The following is a 13,408-nucleotide window of genomic DNA, read 5'->3' as shown; positions in this document are numbered from 1 at the left end:
GGAATTGATACTATATCAGCTGATTTAGACACATTGGATCATAAAGTTTATTATTCACCAGCTTATGAAATGAAAATTAGAGTAATAGCAGAAAAACAGAGCAGAAGGATAATTGGGGCCCAGATTTTAGGTAATATAAATGCTGAAGTTTCTAAAAGATTGGATATATTTGCTACAGCTATCCACAATGAAATGACTATTGAAGAATTCAATGATTTAGATTTAAGTTATACGCCTCCTTTAAGTAGTCCCTGGGATCCAGTTCAGATGGCAGTCCAAAAATTTGATGAATAAATATTATTATATTAGAAAATTTTAATATGAAAATTAGAAATTCATTATTATTGGCTTTTAGAAGGATTAAATATCTTTCTAAAAGCTTTTTTTATTAGCTTTTTATTATTTTTTTCTTGACATGAGAACAAAATCACGTTATACTCATATTAGTAAATATTAATATCAATATCATTTAATAAAAACAAGAAGGTGAAAAAATGGATAAGATATTATCTTTTTTAAAATGTATTGGAGATAAAACAAGACTTAAAATGTTAAAATTACTTTTAGAAGATGAATTTTGTGTCTGTCAGCTAACAGCCATCTTAGATAAATCACAATCAAGCGTTTCCCAACATTTACGATATTTTAAAGAATTGGAATTAGTTAAAGAAAAAAAAGATAGTAAATGGACTTATTATTCAATTAATAGAAAAAAATATGATGAATATTTAGCTAAAATTTTTACACTATCAGGAAAAACCTTTTCAGAATTAAATTTGGATAAAATGGAAGAAAGATATGAAATAGTAAAATCAGAAAAGCCATGTGAAACAAGACAGAAAATAAAATGAGGTGGTAATTAATGATAGAATGGTTTGCAGATATATTAGTATATAATTGGATAGGCCTGGATTCAGCTACCAGACTTGGTGATTCAGTTCATTTTTTCTTTTATGATACGATAAAGATCTTAATTCTTTTGAGTATAATGATTTTCTTTATTTCAATCATTAGAAGTTTTTTTCCTCCTGAAAAAACCAAAAAATTATTGAGTCATCGCAAAAAGTTTTTTGGTAATATTTTTGCTTCAATTTTAGGAGTTGTAACACCTTTTTGTTCCTGTTCTTCAGTACCTATTTTTATAGGATTTGTAGAATCTGGAGTACCTTTGGGTATAACTTTTTCTTTTCTTATTACCTCACCAATAGTTAATGAAGTAGCTCTGGTTATGCTTTATTCATTATTTGGCTGGAAAATAGGAACATTATATTTGATAAGTGGAATTATAGTTGGAGTTGTAGGTGGAATAGTAATTGGAGCTATGAATATGGAAAAATACGTAGAAGAATATGTTTATGAAATTGAAGCAGGAGAAAGTGAAGTAGAAAAATTGAGTTGGTCAGATCGAGTAGATTTTGCTAAATCACAGGTAAAAGATATAGTAGGTAGAGTCTGGAAATATGTAATTATAGGTATAGGATTAGGAGCGTTAATTCATGGTTATGCACCTGCAGAAGTACTGGCAGAATATGCTGGAAAAGGAAATCCGCTGGCAGTAATTGTTGCCGTGGGAGTAGGTATTCCTCTTTATTCTAATGCTGTTGGAACTATCCCTATTGCCCAGGCGCTTTTAGGAAAAGGAGTAGCATTAGGGACTGCTCTTAGCTTTATGATGTCAACAACTGCTCTTTCTTTACCGGCTATGATTATTCTTAGAAAGGTTATAAAACCTAAATTAATTACTTTATTTGTAAGTGTTGTTGGTATTTCAATAATTGCTGTTGGTTATATGTTTAATTTTGTAATGTAATAAAAATAAAAGATAAGGAGTGATTTTAATGGAAATTAAGATCTATGGAACAGGCTGTAAAAACTGCGTGAAACTGGCTGAAAATGCCAAAGAGGCTATTAAAGAATTAGGAATTGAGGCAGAAGTTATTAAGGTAGAAGACATGAAAAATATTGTTGAAGCAGGTGTAATGTCTACCCCAGGACTTGGTATTGATGGTGAAATTAAAGTTAAAGGAAGAGTTCCTGATGTTGAGGAAATAAAAGAATTAATTTCTTAATTACAAGATAATAATATAAAATTGTGGTTCCGCTTTATTATTTTTAAGGCGGGACCTTTTTTAATTGATAGTAAAATATTATTAACAAAATTAAAAGAAGGAGATATTAAATTTATATTGAAAAAATATTATAAGAAAACTAAAAATTATAAATATTAACTAAATTTAAAAGGAGGGAAAAAGTATGGAAAATCGAGATCAGTTTACCTCTAGGTTAGGAATGATTTTAGCCACAATTGGTTCTGCTGCTGGGGTGGGTAATATCTGGAGATTTCCCTATATAGCAGGAGAAAATGGTGGTGGAATTTTTGTTCTATTTTATTTACTTATAATAATTATTATTGGTTGGCCTTTGTTAACTTTAGAAATTTCTTTAGGTACTTCCACTAAGAAAAATCCAGTAGGTGCTTATAAAAAATTATCTCCAGATAAGCCCTGGTTTCTTAATGGATATTTAAATGTTATTGCTGGAATATTTATTGTAAGTTATACTTTGCCAGTTTATGGTTGGATTTTAAAGTATGCTTATGAAATATTAATGGGCACATTTGTGAATATGGCGCCTGGTGAAGTAGCTAATTATTTTAATAATTTTATGGGTAATAAATGGCAGGTGTTATTTTGGGTAATATTAAATATTTTATTAATATTATTTGTAGTTAGAAAAAAATTACAGGATGGTGTAGAAAAAATTGCCAAGATACTACTTCCTGTATTGGCTGTAATGTTTATAGTTTTGATAATTAGAGCAGTAACTTTAGAAGGAGCTATGGAAGGTCTTTCTTTTTATCTTAAACCTGATTTTGCAAAATTTAGCTGGAGTTCTGTTTTTGTAGCAATTGGTCAGGCGTTTTTCTCTCTTGGTCTGGTAATGGGAGCAGCTTTAGTATTTGGTAGTTATTTAAAAAATGAAGATAAAAAATTGGTACCTACCAGTGGTTTTATTGTTCTGGCTGATTCATTAGTAGCTATAATGGCTGGTTTAGTAATTTTCCCAAGTGTTTCTGCCTTCGGGTTGGAACCTGCTTCAGGACCGGCTTTAACTTTTATAACAATGCCTAATGTTTTCAATAATATGCCTGCTGGAATTCTCTGGGGATTTATATTTTATGTTGCTTTCTATATTGCAGCATTTACCTCAGCTGTAGCTGTTTGGGAAGGAGTTATAGCCTTTATTAAAGATGAATTTGGTTTTGCAAGAAAAAAAGCAGTTTGGACCACTCTTGGACTTGTAGCTATTGTTGGTCTGCCTTCAGTATTTTCAATGAAATTCTTTAATATGATTGATTATTTAGAAAATAACTTTGTTTTAATTTTTGGTGGATTTTTTATGACAATTTTTGTTGGTTGGGTCTGGGGTACAGATAATTTTGCCAAGGAAGCTAATATTAAGTCTAAAAGTCTTAGCGTATTATGGAAAATTTTAATTAAATATATAATTCCTCTTATCATAATTGCTATCTTTTTAAATAGTGTTATATTTTAATTGTTAAATAGCTAACTTTAGTTTTTAGTGATTTAAGTTAAAATATATATAATAAAGATAGTTATAATTTACAGGGAGGAATAAATATGGATATGAGTGTAAAATGGAAAGGTGGATTGGAGTTTGAAAGTAAACTTCCATCTGGCCATAGTGTAACAGTTGATGCTAAAAAAGAAAGTGGTGGGAATGACAATGGTCCTCGCCCTACTGAACTTATTTTAAATGGCTTAGCTGGATGTACTGGAGTAGATGTAGCTCTTATATTAGGTAGAATGAAACAGGAATTAGTTGATTTAGAAATAGAGGTTAAATCAGAAAGAGCTGAAGAACATCCCAAAAGATTTACAGATATTCATTTGATTTATAAAATAAAAGGTAAAGATTTAGATGAAAAGAAAGTTGAAAGAGCAATTGAACTATCAGAAGAAAAATATTGTTCTGCCAGTGCTTCTTTAAATGCCAATATTACATCAGAATATATTATTGAAGAAGTTGAATAATCTTCTGATATAGGATATCCTGTCATTAAGGCAGGATATTTCTTCTTTAAAAGGGGTGAGTTGATGTTAGCAAATATACTTGGTATTATTGTTATCGCTTTGATTTTTTATTATGTTTCAAGAGTAGTTTATAAAAAAATTAATCCTAACTCAGATTGTGGTAGTTGTAGTACCTGTGATCAAAATTGCCCCTTTTCAGCCAGTGATTATGAATTAAGTATAGAGGATAAAGATCATAAAAACGAAAAAAACGAAGAAAACCCTGATAATAATAGTTAAATATAGAAAATTGTAAAATATTTTACTTGCATCTGGTATAAACAAGTGATATTATGAAATGTAAATAATTTTAATTTTTAAAAGCAACAAAAATATTTACCTAAATGGCAGAGTAAGGAATAGTGCGTAAAGTGCTTCAGGATGGGACGTTGCCTGGAGACGAAAGATTAATCTGCGGTATTATTCCTGCGTCCGCTGGTCACTAAAGAAACCCCTTTTCTTTGGTGTGTAGTTGGTGCTGCCATGATGAGGAAAAGGGAGGATTTTTACAATGAAATTAAATGTTAAGAAGATGGTTTATTTGAGTCTTTTGATTGCAATGGGAGTGGTATTGAAAATTTTTAAAATACCGGTGCCATTTATTGGTCTTACTTTTACTGGTTTCCCCCCCATTATTGCTGGTGTTCTTTTTGGTCCGGTTTCAGGATTTATCGTAGGAGCTTTTGGGGATGTGCTTGGTTTTATTTTTAGACCAACCGGTCCTTATATGCCTCATTTTACTTTAAGTGCTGCTTTAACAGGAGCTATTCCTGGGTTAGTAATTTATTATTTCAAAAATAGAAAACTTACCTTCTGGCATTATTTACTTGCCATAGGTATTGGGCAGACAATCACTTCAGTATTAATGGTACCATATTTTCTCAATATTTTATTTGGACTACCATTTAAAGTAAAATTCTATGAAGGGATAGTAAAACAATTACAACACATCCCACTTTATGCAATTCTGGCGAAAATTATTGTAGAAAGAGTTCATCAATCAGGAGTTTTGAAAGCTAATGATACAGCATGATTTAAATAAATTGTAAATTCATAAAAATATAATTAAATAAAATGATTTTGACCACAAAGGTCTGCTGCAGATAACTGTGGCAGATCTTTTTTTGATTATTTTCTAGAGAAAGGATGATAAAATGAAATTTAATATAATAGCTACAGTTAAAAATTCTTTTAAAGAACCTGCTCCTTTAGATGAAATTAGAAAAGATATTAGTGAAATCATATTAAAAGATAAATATTTGGATGGTTTATATAAAATTGAAAAATATGATTATCTTCAGATTCTTTATTATTTTGATCGATCTAATGGATATAAATTAAAAGCTCCCAGACATAGTGGAGAAATAAGAGGAGTTTTTGCTTCACGCAGTCCAAATCGTCCTTCTGGAATAGGAGTAACTACTGTGCAATTTCTGGAAAGAAAGGATAATATCCTCAAAGTAAAAGGACTTGATGCAATTAATGGGACACCTGTTTTAGATATTAAACCCTATTCGGCTGATTTAGTTGAAGCTAGTTTTTTTAAAGAGAATGGAGGAGGAAATGAAGATGTTAAATCAAAATAAAATAAAGAAAATATTAGAATCTGTAGAAAAAGGTGAAATTAGTTCAGATAAAGCCATGAAAAAACTAAAAGACCCAGGTTATGAAGATTTGGGTTTTGCAAAAATAGATCATGATCGAGAAGACAGAAAAGGTTTTCCTGAAGTTGTTTTATGTGAGGGGAAAACTACAAATCAGGTAGTAGAAATAATGGAGAAGATGGGCGAAAAAAGCAAAAATATATTAGGTTCAAGAGCAGAAAAAGAAGTTTTTGAAGAAGTGAAAAAAGTATTACCTGATGCCCGCTATAATGAATTAGGAAAAATGATAGTCAGAGAAAAAGATCCTTTAGAAAGAGTTGGAAATATCTTAATAGTTAGTGCCGGTACTTCTGACCAGCCAGTTGTGGAAGAAGCAGCTGAGACGGCAAAAATAATGGGTAATAAAGTTAGCAGATTGGTAGATGCCGGGGTGGCTGGAGTACATAGACTTTTAAATAATGTTGATAAATTAGACAAAGCAAAGGTAATTATTGTAGTAGCAGGAATGGATGGAGCTTTACCCAGTGTTGTAGCCGGCCTTGTTAATAAACCTGTCATAGCTGCTCCTACAAGTGTTGGTTATGGAGCGAATCTAGGAGGAATTGCTCCTCTTTTAACAATGTTAAACAGCTGTGCTTCTGGAGTAGGAGTGGTTAATATTGATAATGGATTTGGGGCAGCTTATTTAGCAAATTCTATTAATAAAATTGGAGTAAATGACAAATAAGTTCAAAGGAGAGATTTTATGAAAGTCAAAAACAGCAGTAAAGTCAGTGATGAAACTAAACTAAAATATAATAGATTACAGGAAATTCTTACAGATATGAAAGAAGTACTTATTGCTTTTTCAGGTGGAGTTGACAGTAGTTTTTTATTAAAAGTAGCATTAGATACCTTAGGAAAAGAAAATGTTATGGCTGTTCTTGCTGATTCTCCAATTAGATTTAGTGATAAATTAGATGAAGCTAAAAATATTGCTCAGGAGATAGGTATCAATCCTTTAGTTATTGAGACTTCTGAATTAAGTAAAGAAAATTTTAGAAAAAATGATAAATATAGATGTTATTACTGTAAATATGAACTATATCAAAGATTAAATGAAATAGCTGAAAGCCAAAATATTAGTTATGTTTTGGATGGTACTAATGCAGATGATTTATTAAATGAAAATAGACCAGGTATTAAAGCAGTTGAAGAATTAGAAGTTAAGACTCCTTTACAAAAAGCAGGTCTTAAAAAAGAAGAAATTAGAAAATTATCCAAAACTTTAGGTTTAAAAACCTGGGATCAGCCTTCTGATACCTGTCTTGCCACTCGTTTTGGATTTAATTTAGAAATTAACGAAAATGATCTAAATAGACTTGAAGAGATAGAAAATTATCTTCGAAAGTTTGATTTTGAACAACTCAGGGCAAGAATTCATGATGAAAATACTGTAAGAATTGAGGTTTTACCTTCTGAAATGAATAAAATAATGAATAAAAAAGATGAAATAATTGATAGAATAAAAAAAGAAGGATTTAGTTATATTACTCTTGATTTAGAAGGATATAGAACAGGCAGTACTGAAGAAATTAACAAAGATAAAAACTAAACTGGGAGGTTATAAAGATGAATGCATATTTTGATATATTTTCTGGAATAAGTGGAAATATGGTTTTAGGAGCATTAGTTGACCTGGGACTTGATCTCAAAGAATGGAAAAAAGAGCTGGCTAAATTAGGTCTTGAAGATGAATATAATATTGAAACTACAAAAACAGATAAACACGGTATAGGTGGTACTTATTTACAGGTGAAACTCGTTGATACTGAGCATGATCACGATCATAGCCATGACCATGATCATAGTCATTCACATGGTCATAGTCACGGTAGGAATTTGGATGATATCAGGGATATAATTGATAAAAGTGATTTAAGTGAATCTGTTAAAGAAAAAAGCAAAAAAATATTTTTAAATCTAGCAAAGGCGGAAGCTAAAATTCATGGAAGTAATATTAATGAAATTCATTTCCATGAAGTAGGAGCGGTAGATGCTATTGTAGATATAGTTGGTAGTGTACTTGGTCTCGAAATGTTAGGTGTAGATAAGATTTATGCTTCTAAATTGCATATCGGCAATGGTTTTGTGGAGTGTGATCATGGTAAAATGCCTGTTCCTGCACCTGCAACTATGGAACTTTTAGCTAATATACCAATTTATTCAGAAGGAATTGAAGCTGAAATGGTTACACCAACTGGAGCGGCTATTATTACTACTCTGGCAGAAAAATTTGGTCCAAGAGATGAGATGAAAATTATAAAATCAGGTTATGGAGCTGGGACAAGGAATTTACCTATTCCTAATTTATTGAGAATTAATCTTGTCGAAGAAACTAAAGGAATAAAGCAAAAAAAAACTCAGTAAATCTTATTGAAGCTAATATAGATGATATGAATCCGGAGTTTTATGATTATTTAATGGATGAGTTATTTGCTAAAGGGGCTTTAGATGTCTATTTTACTCCAATTCAAATGAAAAAAAATAGACCAGCTATAAAATTGTCTGTATTATATAAAAATAATGAAAAAGAAATAGTTAATACTATTTTTAAAGAAAGCAGCAGTCTGGGAATTAGATTTTATAGAAATATTGAAAGAGTTTGTTTAGAAAGAAAATATAAAACTGTAACAACAAAATGGGGAAAAGTTAAAGTAAAGTTGGCTTATAATGGTGAAGAATTGGTTAATATAGCTCCTGAATATGAAGAATGTAAAAAGCTAGCAGAAAAAGAAAATGTGAGTTTAAAAAAGATTTATCAGGAAGCAATTTCTAAAGTAAATAACCAATGATATAATATTTTAAAATTTAAAAAGCCCCCAACTTAATAATTATTGGGGGCTTGAAGTTTTATTTTTTATTGTCTTCTTCATGCTCTTTTAAAGTATCAGTTAATTTTTTCTGAATTTTATTTAAAAATTCTTCATCATTTTCTTCATTTGATTGAGTGACAAGGACAATTTCTGGCTGACTTTTTAAGTATTTATTTATTAACTCAACCAGTCCACCACCAATGAGTACTGTTAAACCAGCTTCGACAAAACTATTCTGATTTATAAAATAAAAGAAAATACTACCTGTAACTCCACTAACTACAAATATTATTCTATGGAGACAATCACATTTTTTATTAATAAATTTAAGGAGTTTAAAATAATAAGACATCAATAATTTTTTAATATTAACTACCTCCTTATTTTTAACAAAAATTAGTATATCAGAAAATTGATTTAAATTCAAATTTCGACAGGATATTAGAGGAATTTCGTCTTTTATATTTAATTATATATTAAGAGATATGAAAAAAATAGTCAAAAAATTTAATTTAAAAAGGGGGCAAAAACCATGAAAAACTTAAATAATATAAAAAACTTATCAAATAATCCAGATATTATTATTTTACTTAATAAAGAAGGTATATATAAAAATATCTGGACTAATAGAACCCAGGATTTAGTAGCCCCTAAAGAGGAATTATTAGAAAAATCAGTTGAGGAGATACTTCCATTTGAAATTTCTAAAAGATTTAAAGAAAAAATGAAACTTGCTTTTAAAAAAGATGAAATGCAAAAATTTAATTATAAATTAAATATTAAAAGAAAAACTATTTATTTTGAAGCTTCTTTTGTTGCATTTGAAGAAAATAAGATATTTTGTTTTGTAAAAAATGTTACAGATAAAAAAGAAATAGAAAAAGAATTACGAAAAAGCGAAAAAAGATATCGTACACTATTTGAAAATTTTCCTGCTGTTATCTGGGAAGAAGATTTTTCTGAAGTAATAAAATATGCCAAAAAAATAAAAGCAGAAACTGAAGATATTGAAAAATATCTAAATGAAAACTCTCAAAAATTAAATGAATTATTAAATAAAATCAAAGTGATAGATGTAAATAAAACAGCTCTGAATTTTTATAATGCTGAATCAAAAAAAGAGCTTATAAATAATTTAGAAAAACTTTTTAATAAGAACACAAAAGAAGTTACAATTGAAATTATATCATCAATGTTAAGTGGAATTAAAGGTTTTAGACGGGATACAGAGGTTTTAACCTTGGATGGTAAAAAGAAAGATACAAGGCTTGAATGGAAGATCCCTGAGGAGAAAAATGACTACTCAAAAGTATATATTAGTATTTTAGATATTGGAGAAAGAAAAATGGCTGAAAGAGTTAATAAAAGACAGAATGCCTATTTCCAGCAATTATTTGATAATTCTCCAGAAGCTATCGCCTTATTAGATAATAGGGAACATATAATAAAAATAAATGATAGTTTTGAAGAAACTTTTGGCTATAAACAGGATGAAATAGAAGGAAGACAGATAAATGATATTATTTTACCTTCAGATTATGAAGATGAAGGCATAGAAATAACAAAAAGAGTTAGTAAGGGCCATACAGTTGAAAGTGAATCTGTCCGTAAGACTAAATCCGGTGAGGAAATTTTTGTATCAATTAAAGGCTATCCAATCACATATAATGGTAAACAATTAGGAGTTTATGCGATTTATAATGATATAACTGTTCGCAAAAAAGAAGAAAATAAAATAAAATATCTTTCTTTTCATGATCAACTTACTGATCTTTATAATAGAAGATTTTTTGATGAAGAAAGAGATAGACTTGATAATTCAAGAGAGTTGCCAATTAGTATAATAGTTGCTGATATGGATGATCTTAAAGGAATAAATGACAATTATGGACATAAAAAAGGTGATGAATATTTAAAAATAATAGCAGAAATAATTGAAAGTTCAGTAAGAGAAGCTGATATTGTAGCTAGAATTGGTGGAGATGAATTTGCAATTTTATTACCTAATGCCAATAAAAAAATAGCTGAAGAAATAGAAAATCGAATTTTAGTAAAATGTAAAGAAAGAAGTAAAAAACTAAAAGAAGATATTAGTATTTCTACTGGTTCTGCAACAAAAAATAAATTTGTAGAGAGTTTAGAAGAAGTTTTTAAAATAGCTGATAAAAAAATGTATGAAAATAAAGAGAGTAAAAAAGAATAATACTTGAAATATGAACTTATGTGTATTAAAATTTAAGTGATATTGATAATGATTTTCAAATATTTTGAGGATGTGGTCTTTTTGCTTTTAGATATAGAAAATTTAAATAAAAGTTTTGAAGAAAAGAAAGTCCTAAAAGATATATCTTTTTCTTTATATAAAGGAGAAGTTAACTGCTTTTTAGGTCCCAGCGGATGTGGTAAATCTACATTATTAAGAATTTTGGCCGGACTTGAAAAAGCTGATACCGGTAAAATTAATATGGATGTAAAACAAAGCTCCTTTATTTTTCAGGATCATCGTTTATTACCATGGTTAACTACTTCTGAAAATGTTGAACTTGTATTGAAAAATAAAATTAAAAATAAAGCTAAGAGGGAAAAAATAGTCCAGGAAACATTAGCTGATGTTAATTTAGGAGAATACAGTAACTATTATCCTGAAAAATTAAGTGGTGGTATGAAACAGAGAGTGGCAATAGCCAGAGCACTTGCTCTTAAACCACAATTGATATTAATGGATGAACCTTTTTCTAAATTAGATTTTCCCCTAAGAGTAAATTTGATTAATCTCTTAAATCATATTTTTGAAAATGAAGATATGTCAGGTATTTTTGTTACTCATGATACTAGAGAAGCTGTTTTAATGGGAGATAAAGTTATGGTAATGTCTGAAAATCCAGGAGAAATAGAAAATGTAATAGATATAAATATACCTAAGAAAAAAAGAAGTCTGGGCAGTCCAGACACTTTTGAAATTCATCAAGAATTAAATGATTCGATTTTTTATCATCAGGGTAAAAATTTCACTCCAAGATGTTGTAGAAAAATGAATAGAGTTGGAAAAAACAAACTAAAACTTGAGGAGGATATTATAAATGTCTAAAAATAAATTAATTAACTTAACTATTATATTGATTTTGATTTTTAGTATTTTTATTAGTGTTCAAAAAACAGAAGCAGTAGAAAATTCAGAAATAAAGATTAGTGTTTCTCCAAGTCCTTCATCTATACCTGTTTATTATCTTTTAGAAAATAGTGATTTGAATCTTAAGGTTGATATACATAAAAATAGAAATATTGTAATATCTAAATTTATGAAAAATAATATTGATATGGCTTTATTATCCACAAATGAAGCCGCAAAATTATATAACAAAAATGTAGATGTTAAATTAGCAGGTGTTCATACCTGGGGTATTTTTTATCTATTAACTACAGATGATGAAATAAGCACCTGGAAAGATTTGAAAAACAAAAATATAAGTTTACCATCTAAAGGTGGACCAATGGATATAGTGTTCAATTATTTAGCTGAAAAAAATGGGATTAATCTTAGTAGTGACTTAAAAGTAAGAAGAGGTAAAGTTCGTGAATTAAGTCAATTAATGATAAATGATATGGCTGAGACTGCTGTTCTTAGAGAAACTTTTGCAACTCAGGTTATTATGAATAATTCTGAAGCTGATATTATCTTAAATTTACAAAAAGAATGGAAAAAAGAGACTGGTTTGGATTTACCACAGTCTTCTTTAGTTTTACATGGAAGTTTTGCAAATGAAGAAATAAATAAAGAAAAAATAAAGCAATTTAATGAAGAATATAAAAAGGCTGTGGAATGGGTAAAGAAAAATCCTCAAAAAGCGGCCGATGTTGCTGAAAAATATATGAATATTAATAAAAAAGTAAGTAAATTATCAACACCACGCTTAAACTTAAATTATAAGAAAGCATTAAATGTTAAAAATGAAATAGAAAATTATTTTAAAATATTAAAAAATACTAATCCTAAAACCATAGGCGGGGAAATACCTGATGAAAAATTCTACTTCCAATATTAATAAAAAAATTGATGAAAATATTTCTATTAAATACACTATTATTGGAGTAATAGTGTTAATTTTATTTTGGAAGTTGCTTTCTTTGAGATATAAAGCGATAATTTTGCCTTCACCTGAACTGACTTTTATGACTATAAAAAATATGATTTTTTCAGGAGAATTTTGGGTGGATATTAGTTATAGTTTTTTTAGAGTTGGAAGTGGATATTTAATTTCTCTTTTAGTAGGTTCCAGTATTGGGATAGCAATGGGTTTGAATGAAAAAATAAATAAACTTGTAAAACCTTTAATTTCAACTCTCCAGACAATTCCTAACATCTCCTGGATATTACTGGCGATTATCTGGTTTGGACTTAATTCAAAAATAGTAATATTTACAATATTTATTTCAATACTACCTATCTTTGTGATAAATACTGAAGAAGGAGTAAAAAATACTGATCATAAATTGTTAGAAATGGCTCATATCTATGATTTATCTTTTTGGAATACTCTCAGTAAAATTTATTTTCCTTCTGTAAAACCTTATTTGAATTCTGCAGCTGTAATAACTATTGAAAGGGCCTGGAAGATAGGGGCAATGGCAGAATTGCTGAGTTTAGATTCAGGTATAGGAGCCGGACTTTATTGGGCCAGAAATAATTTAGAAACAGAATATATATTTGCCTGGACACTTGTCTTAGTTTTTCTAGGTTTTTTTAGTTCAAAATTACTTAAAAAAATAATATCAATGAGTACATGATTCTAAAATAATATAGAAATTTAATTAGCCAGGCTAAAAAGCCTGGCTTTTACTATGCAAAAATATAATT

General features: G+C 28.9%; 18 protein-coding genes and 1 riboswitch. Of the genes, 17 read left to right on the top strand and 1 reads right to left on the bottom strand.

The window, feature by feature from the left end; all coding sequences use genetic code 11:
• The 13 genes from VJ881_01645 to larC (VJ881_01585) all read left to right on the top strand — a co-directional run.
• Positions 1-294: CoA-disulfide reductase (locus VJ881_01645; protein HKL74742.1), on the top strand; the 294-nt coding region annotated here is incomplete at its 5' end.
• Positions 295-494: 200 nt separating this feature from the next.
• A complete protein-coding gene (locus VJ881_01640) occupies positions 495-851 on the top strand; it encodes a metalloregulator ArsR/SmtB family transcription factor (GenBank protein HKL74741.1) in 357 nt (118 codons plus the stop codon).
• 11 nt (positions 852-862) lie between these two features.
• Positions 863-1,810, top strand: a complete 948-nt coding sequence (locus tag VJ881_01635; GenBank protein HKL74740.1) for a permease — start codon at positions 863-865, stop codon at positions 1,808-1,810.
• 28 nt (positions 1,811-1,838) lie between these two features.
• Positions 1,839-2,069, top strand: coding sequence for a thioredoxin family protein (locus VJ881_01630; protein HKL74739.1), 231 nt, complete (start codon positions 1,839-1,841; stop codon positions 2,067-2,069).
• Positions 2,070-2,253: 184 nt separating this feature from the next.
• Positions 2,254-3,555, top strand: coding sequence for a sodium-dependent transporter (locus tag VJ881_01625; GenBank protein HKL74738.1), 1,302 nt, complete (start codon positions 2,254-2,256; stop codon positions 3,553-3,555).
• Between the two features lie 86 nt (positions 3,556-3,641).
• The gene (locus tag VJ881_01620; protein HKL74737.1) at positions 3,642-4,055 is read left to right on the top strand and encodes an OsmC family protein; all 414 of its coding nucleotides are present in this window, start codon (positions 3,642-3,644) and stop codon (positions 4,053-4,055) included.
• Between the two features lie 63 nt (positions 4,056-4,118).
• Positions 4,119-4,334, top strand: a complete 216-nt coding sequence (locus VJ881_01615; GenBank protein HKL74736.1) for a FeoB-associated Cys-rich membrane protein — start codon at positions 4,119-4,121, stop codon at positions 4,332-4,334.
• 106 nt (positions 4,335-4,440) lie between these two features.
• Positions 4,441-4,534, top strand: a riboswitch (THF riboswitch).
• A 71-nt stretch (positions 4,535-4,605) separates the two neighbouring features.
• Positions 4,606-5,127 carry a folate family ECF transporter S component gene (locus VJ881_01610; protein ID HKL74735.1) on the top strand — a complete coding sequence of 174 codons (522 nt, stop codon included), beginning with the start codon at positions 4,606-4,608 and terminating at the stop codon, positions 5,125-5,127.
• 121 nt (positions 5,128-5,248) lie between these two features.
• The gene (tsaA, locus tag VJ881_01605) at positions 5,249-5,680 is read left to right on the top strand and encodes a tRNA (N6-threonylcarbamoyladenosine(37)-N6)-methyltransferase TrmO (GenBank protein HKL74734.1); all 432 of its coding nucleotides are present in this window, start codon (positions 5,249-5,251) and stop codon (positions 5,678-5,680) included.
• Positions 5,664-6,425, top strand: a complete 762-nt coding sequence (gene larB, locus VJ881_01600; GenBank protein HKL74733.1) for a nickel pincer cofactor biosynthesis protein LarB — start codon at positions 5,664-5,666, stop codon at positions 6,423-6,425. Before tsaA ends, larB begins: the two co-directional genes overlap by 17 nt.
• Before the next feature lie 18 nt (positions 6,426-6,443).
• A complete protein-coding gene (gene larE / locus VJ881_01595) occupies positions 6,444-7,292 on the top strand; it encodes an ATP-dependent sacrificial sulfur transferase LarE (protein ID HKL74732.1) in 849 nt (282 codons plus the stop codon).
• A gap of 17 nt (positions 7,293-7,309) precedes the next feature.
• Positions 7,310-8,107 (top strand): nickel pincer cofactor biosynthesis protein LarC, encoded by a 798-nt coding sequence (gene larC, locus VJ881_01590; protein HKL74731.1) that lies wholly within the window; start codon positions 7,310-7,312, stop codon positions 8,105-8,107.
• A 26-nt stretch (positions 8,108-8,133) separates the two neighbouring features.
• Positions 8,134-8,532 (top strand): nickel insertion protein, encoded by a 399-nt coding sequence (gene larC / locus VJ881_01585; GenBank protein ID HKL74730.1) that lies wholly within the window; start codon positions 8,134-8,136, stop codon positions 8,530-8,532.
• A gap of 58 nt (positions 8,533-8,590) precedes the next feature.
• Here the strand turns inward: larC (VJ881_01585) and VJ881_01580 are convergent, their stop codons facing one another.
• Positions 8,591-8,980, bottom strand: a complete 390-nt coding sequence (locus tag VJ881_01580; GenBank protein HKL74729.1) for a hypothetical protein — start codon at positions 8,978-8,980, stop codon at positions 8,591-8,593.
• A 105-nt stretch (positions 8,981-9,085) separates the two neighbouring features.
• Between VJ881_01580 and VJ881_01575 the strand changes: the two genes are divergently transcribed.
• From VJ881_01575 to VJ881_01560, 4 genes are all read left to right on the top strand, one after another.
• A complete protein-coding gene (locus VJ881_01575) occupies positions 9,086-10,756 on the top strand; it encodes a diguanylate cyclase (protein HKL74728.1) in 1,671 nt (556 codons plus the stop codon).
• A gap of 81 nt (positions 10,757-10,837) precedes the next feature.
• Positions 10,838-11,641 carry an ABC transporter ATP-binding protein gene (locus tag VJ881_01570; protein HKL74727.1) on the top strand — a complete coding sequence of 268 codons (804 nt, stop codon included), beginning with the start codon at positions 10,838-10,840 and terminating at the stop codon, positions 11,639-11,641.
• The gene (locus VJ881_01565; GenBank protein ID HKL74726.1) at positions 11,634-12,596 is read left to right on the top strand and encodes an MqnA/MqnD/SBP family protein; all 963 of its coding nucleotides are present in this window, start codon (positions 11,634-11,636) and stop codon (positions 12,594-12,596) included. The genes VJ881_01570 and VJ881_01565 overlap by 8 nt, the downstream gene beginning before the upstream one ends.
• Positions 12,571-13,338 carry an ABC transporter permease gene (locus VJ881_01560; protein ID HKL74725.1) on the top strand — a complete coding sequence of 256 codons (768 nt, stop codon included), beginning with the start codon at positions 12,571-12,573 and terminating at the stop codon, positions 13,336-13,338. The genes VJ881_01565 and VJ881_01560 overlap by 26 nt, the downstream gene beginning before the upstream one ends.
• The last annotated feature ends 70 nt before the right edge of the window (positions 13,339-13,408 follow it).

The sequence above is a fragment of the Halanaerobiales bacterium genome (genome assembly GCA_035270125.1).
In the GTDB taxonomy this organism is placed as follows: Bacteria; Bacillota; Halanaerobiia; order Halanaerobiales; family DATFIM01; genus DATFIM01.
The sequence above is the reverse complement of the archived record's forward strand: the minus strand, read 5'-3'. Positions and strand labels throughout refer to the sequence as shown.

Bases quoted from the DNA above. Each gene is read 5' to 3' on its own strand.
- VJ881_01640 (HKL74741.1), top strand. From the start codon at position 495: ATGGATAAGATATTATCTTTTTTAAAATGTATTGGAGATAAAACAAGA.
- VJ881_01635 (HKL74740.1), top strand. From the start codon at position 863: ATGATAGAATGGTTTGCAGATATATTAGTATATAATTGGATAGGCCTG.
- VJ881_01630 (HKL74739.1), top strand. From the start codon at position 1,839: ATGGAAATTAAGATCTATGGAACAGGCTGTAAAAACTGCGTGAAACTG.
- VJ881_01625 (HKL74738.1), top strand. From the start codon at position 2,254: ATGGAAAATCGAGATCAGTTTACCTCTAGGTTAGGAATGATTTTAGCC.
- VJ881_01620 (HKL74737.1), top strand. From the start codon at position 3,642: ATGGATATGAGTGTAAAATGGAAAGGTGGATTGGAGTTTGAAAGTAAA.
- VJ881_01615 (HKL74736.1), top strand. From the start codon at position 4,119: ATGTTAGCAAATATACTTGGTATTATTGTTATCGCTTTGATTTTTTAT.
- VJ881_01610 (HKL74735.1), top strand. From the start codon at position 4,606: ATGAAATTAAATGTTAAGAAGATGGTTTATTTGAGTCTTTTGATTGCA.
- tsaA (HKL74734.1), top strand. From the start codon at position 5,249: ATGAAATTTAATATAATAGCTACAGTTAAAAATTCTTTTAAAGAACCT.
- larB (HKL74733.1), top strand. From the start codon at position 5,664: ATGTTAAATCAAAATAAAATAAAGAAAATATTAGAATCTGTAGAAAAA.
- larE (HKL74732.1), top strand. From the start codon at position 6,444: ATGAAAGTCAAAAACAGCAGTAAAGTCAGTGATGAAACTAAACTAAAA.
- larC (HKL74731.1), top strand. From the start codon at position 7,310: ATGAATGCATATTTTGATATATTTTCTGGAATAAGTGGAAATATGGTT.
- larC (HKL74730.1), top strand. From the start codon at position 8,134: ATGAATCCGGAGTTTTATGATTATTTAATGGATGAGTTATTTGCTAAA.
- VJ881_01575 (HKL74728.1), top strand. From the start codon at position 9,086: ATGAAAAACTTAAATAATATAAAAAACTTATCAAATAATCCAGATATT.
- VJ881_01565 (HKL74726.1), top strand. From the start codon at position 11,634: ATGTCTAAAAATAAATTAATTAACTTAACTATTATATTGATTTTGATT.
- VJ881_01560 (HKL74725.1), top strand. From the start codon at position 12,571: ATGAAAAATTCTACTTCCAATATTAATAAAAAAATTGATGAAAATATT.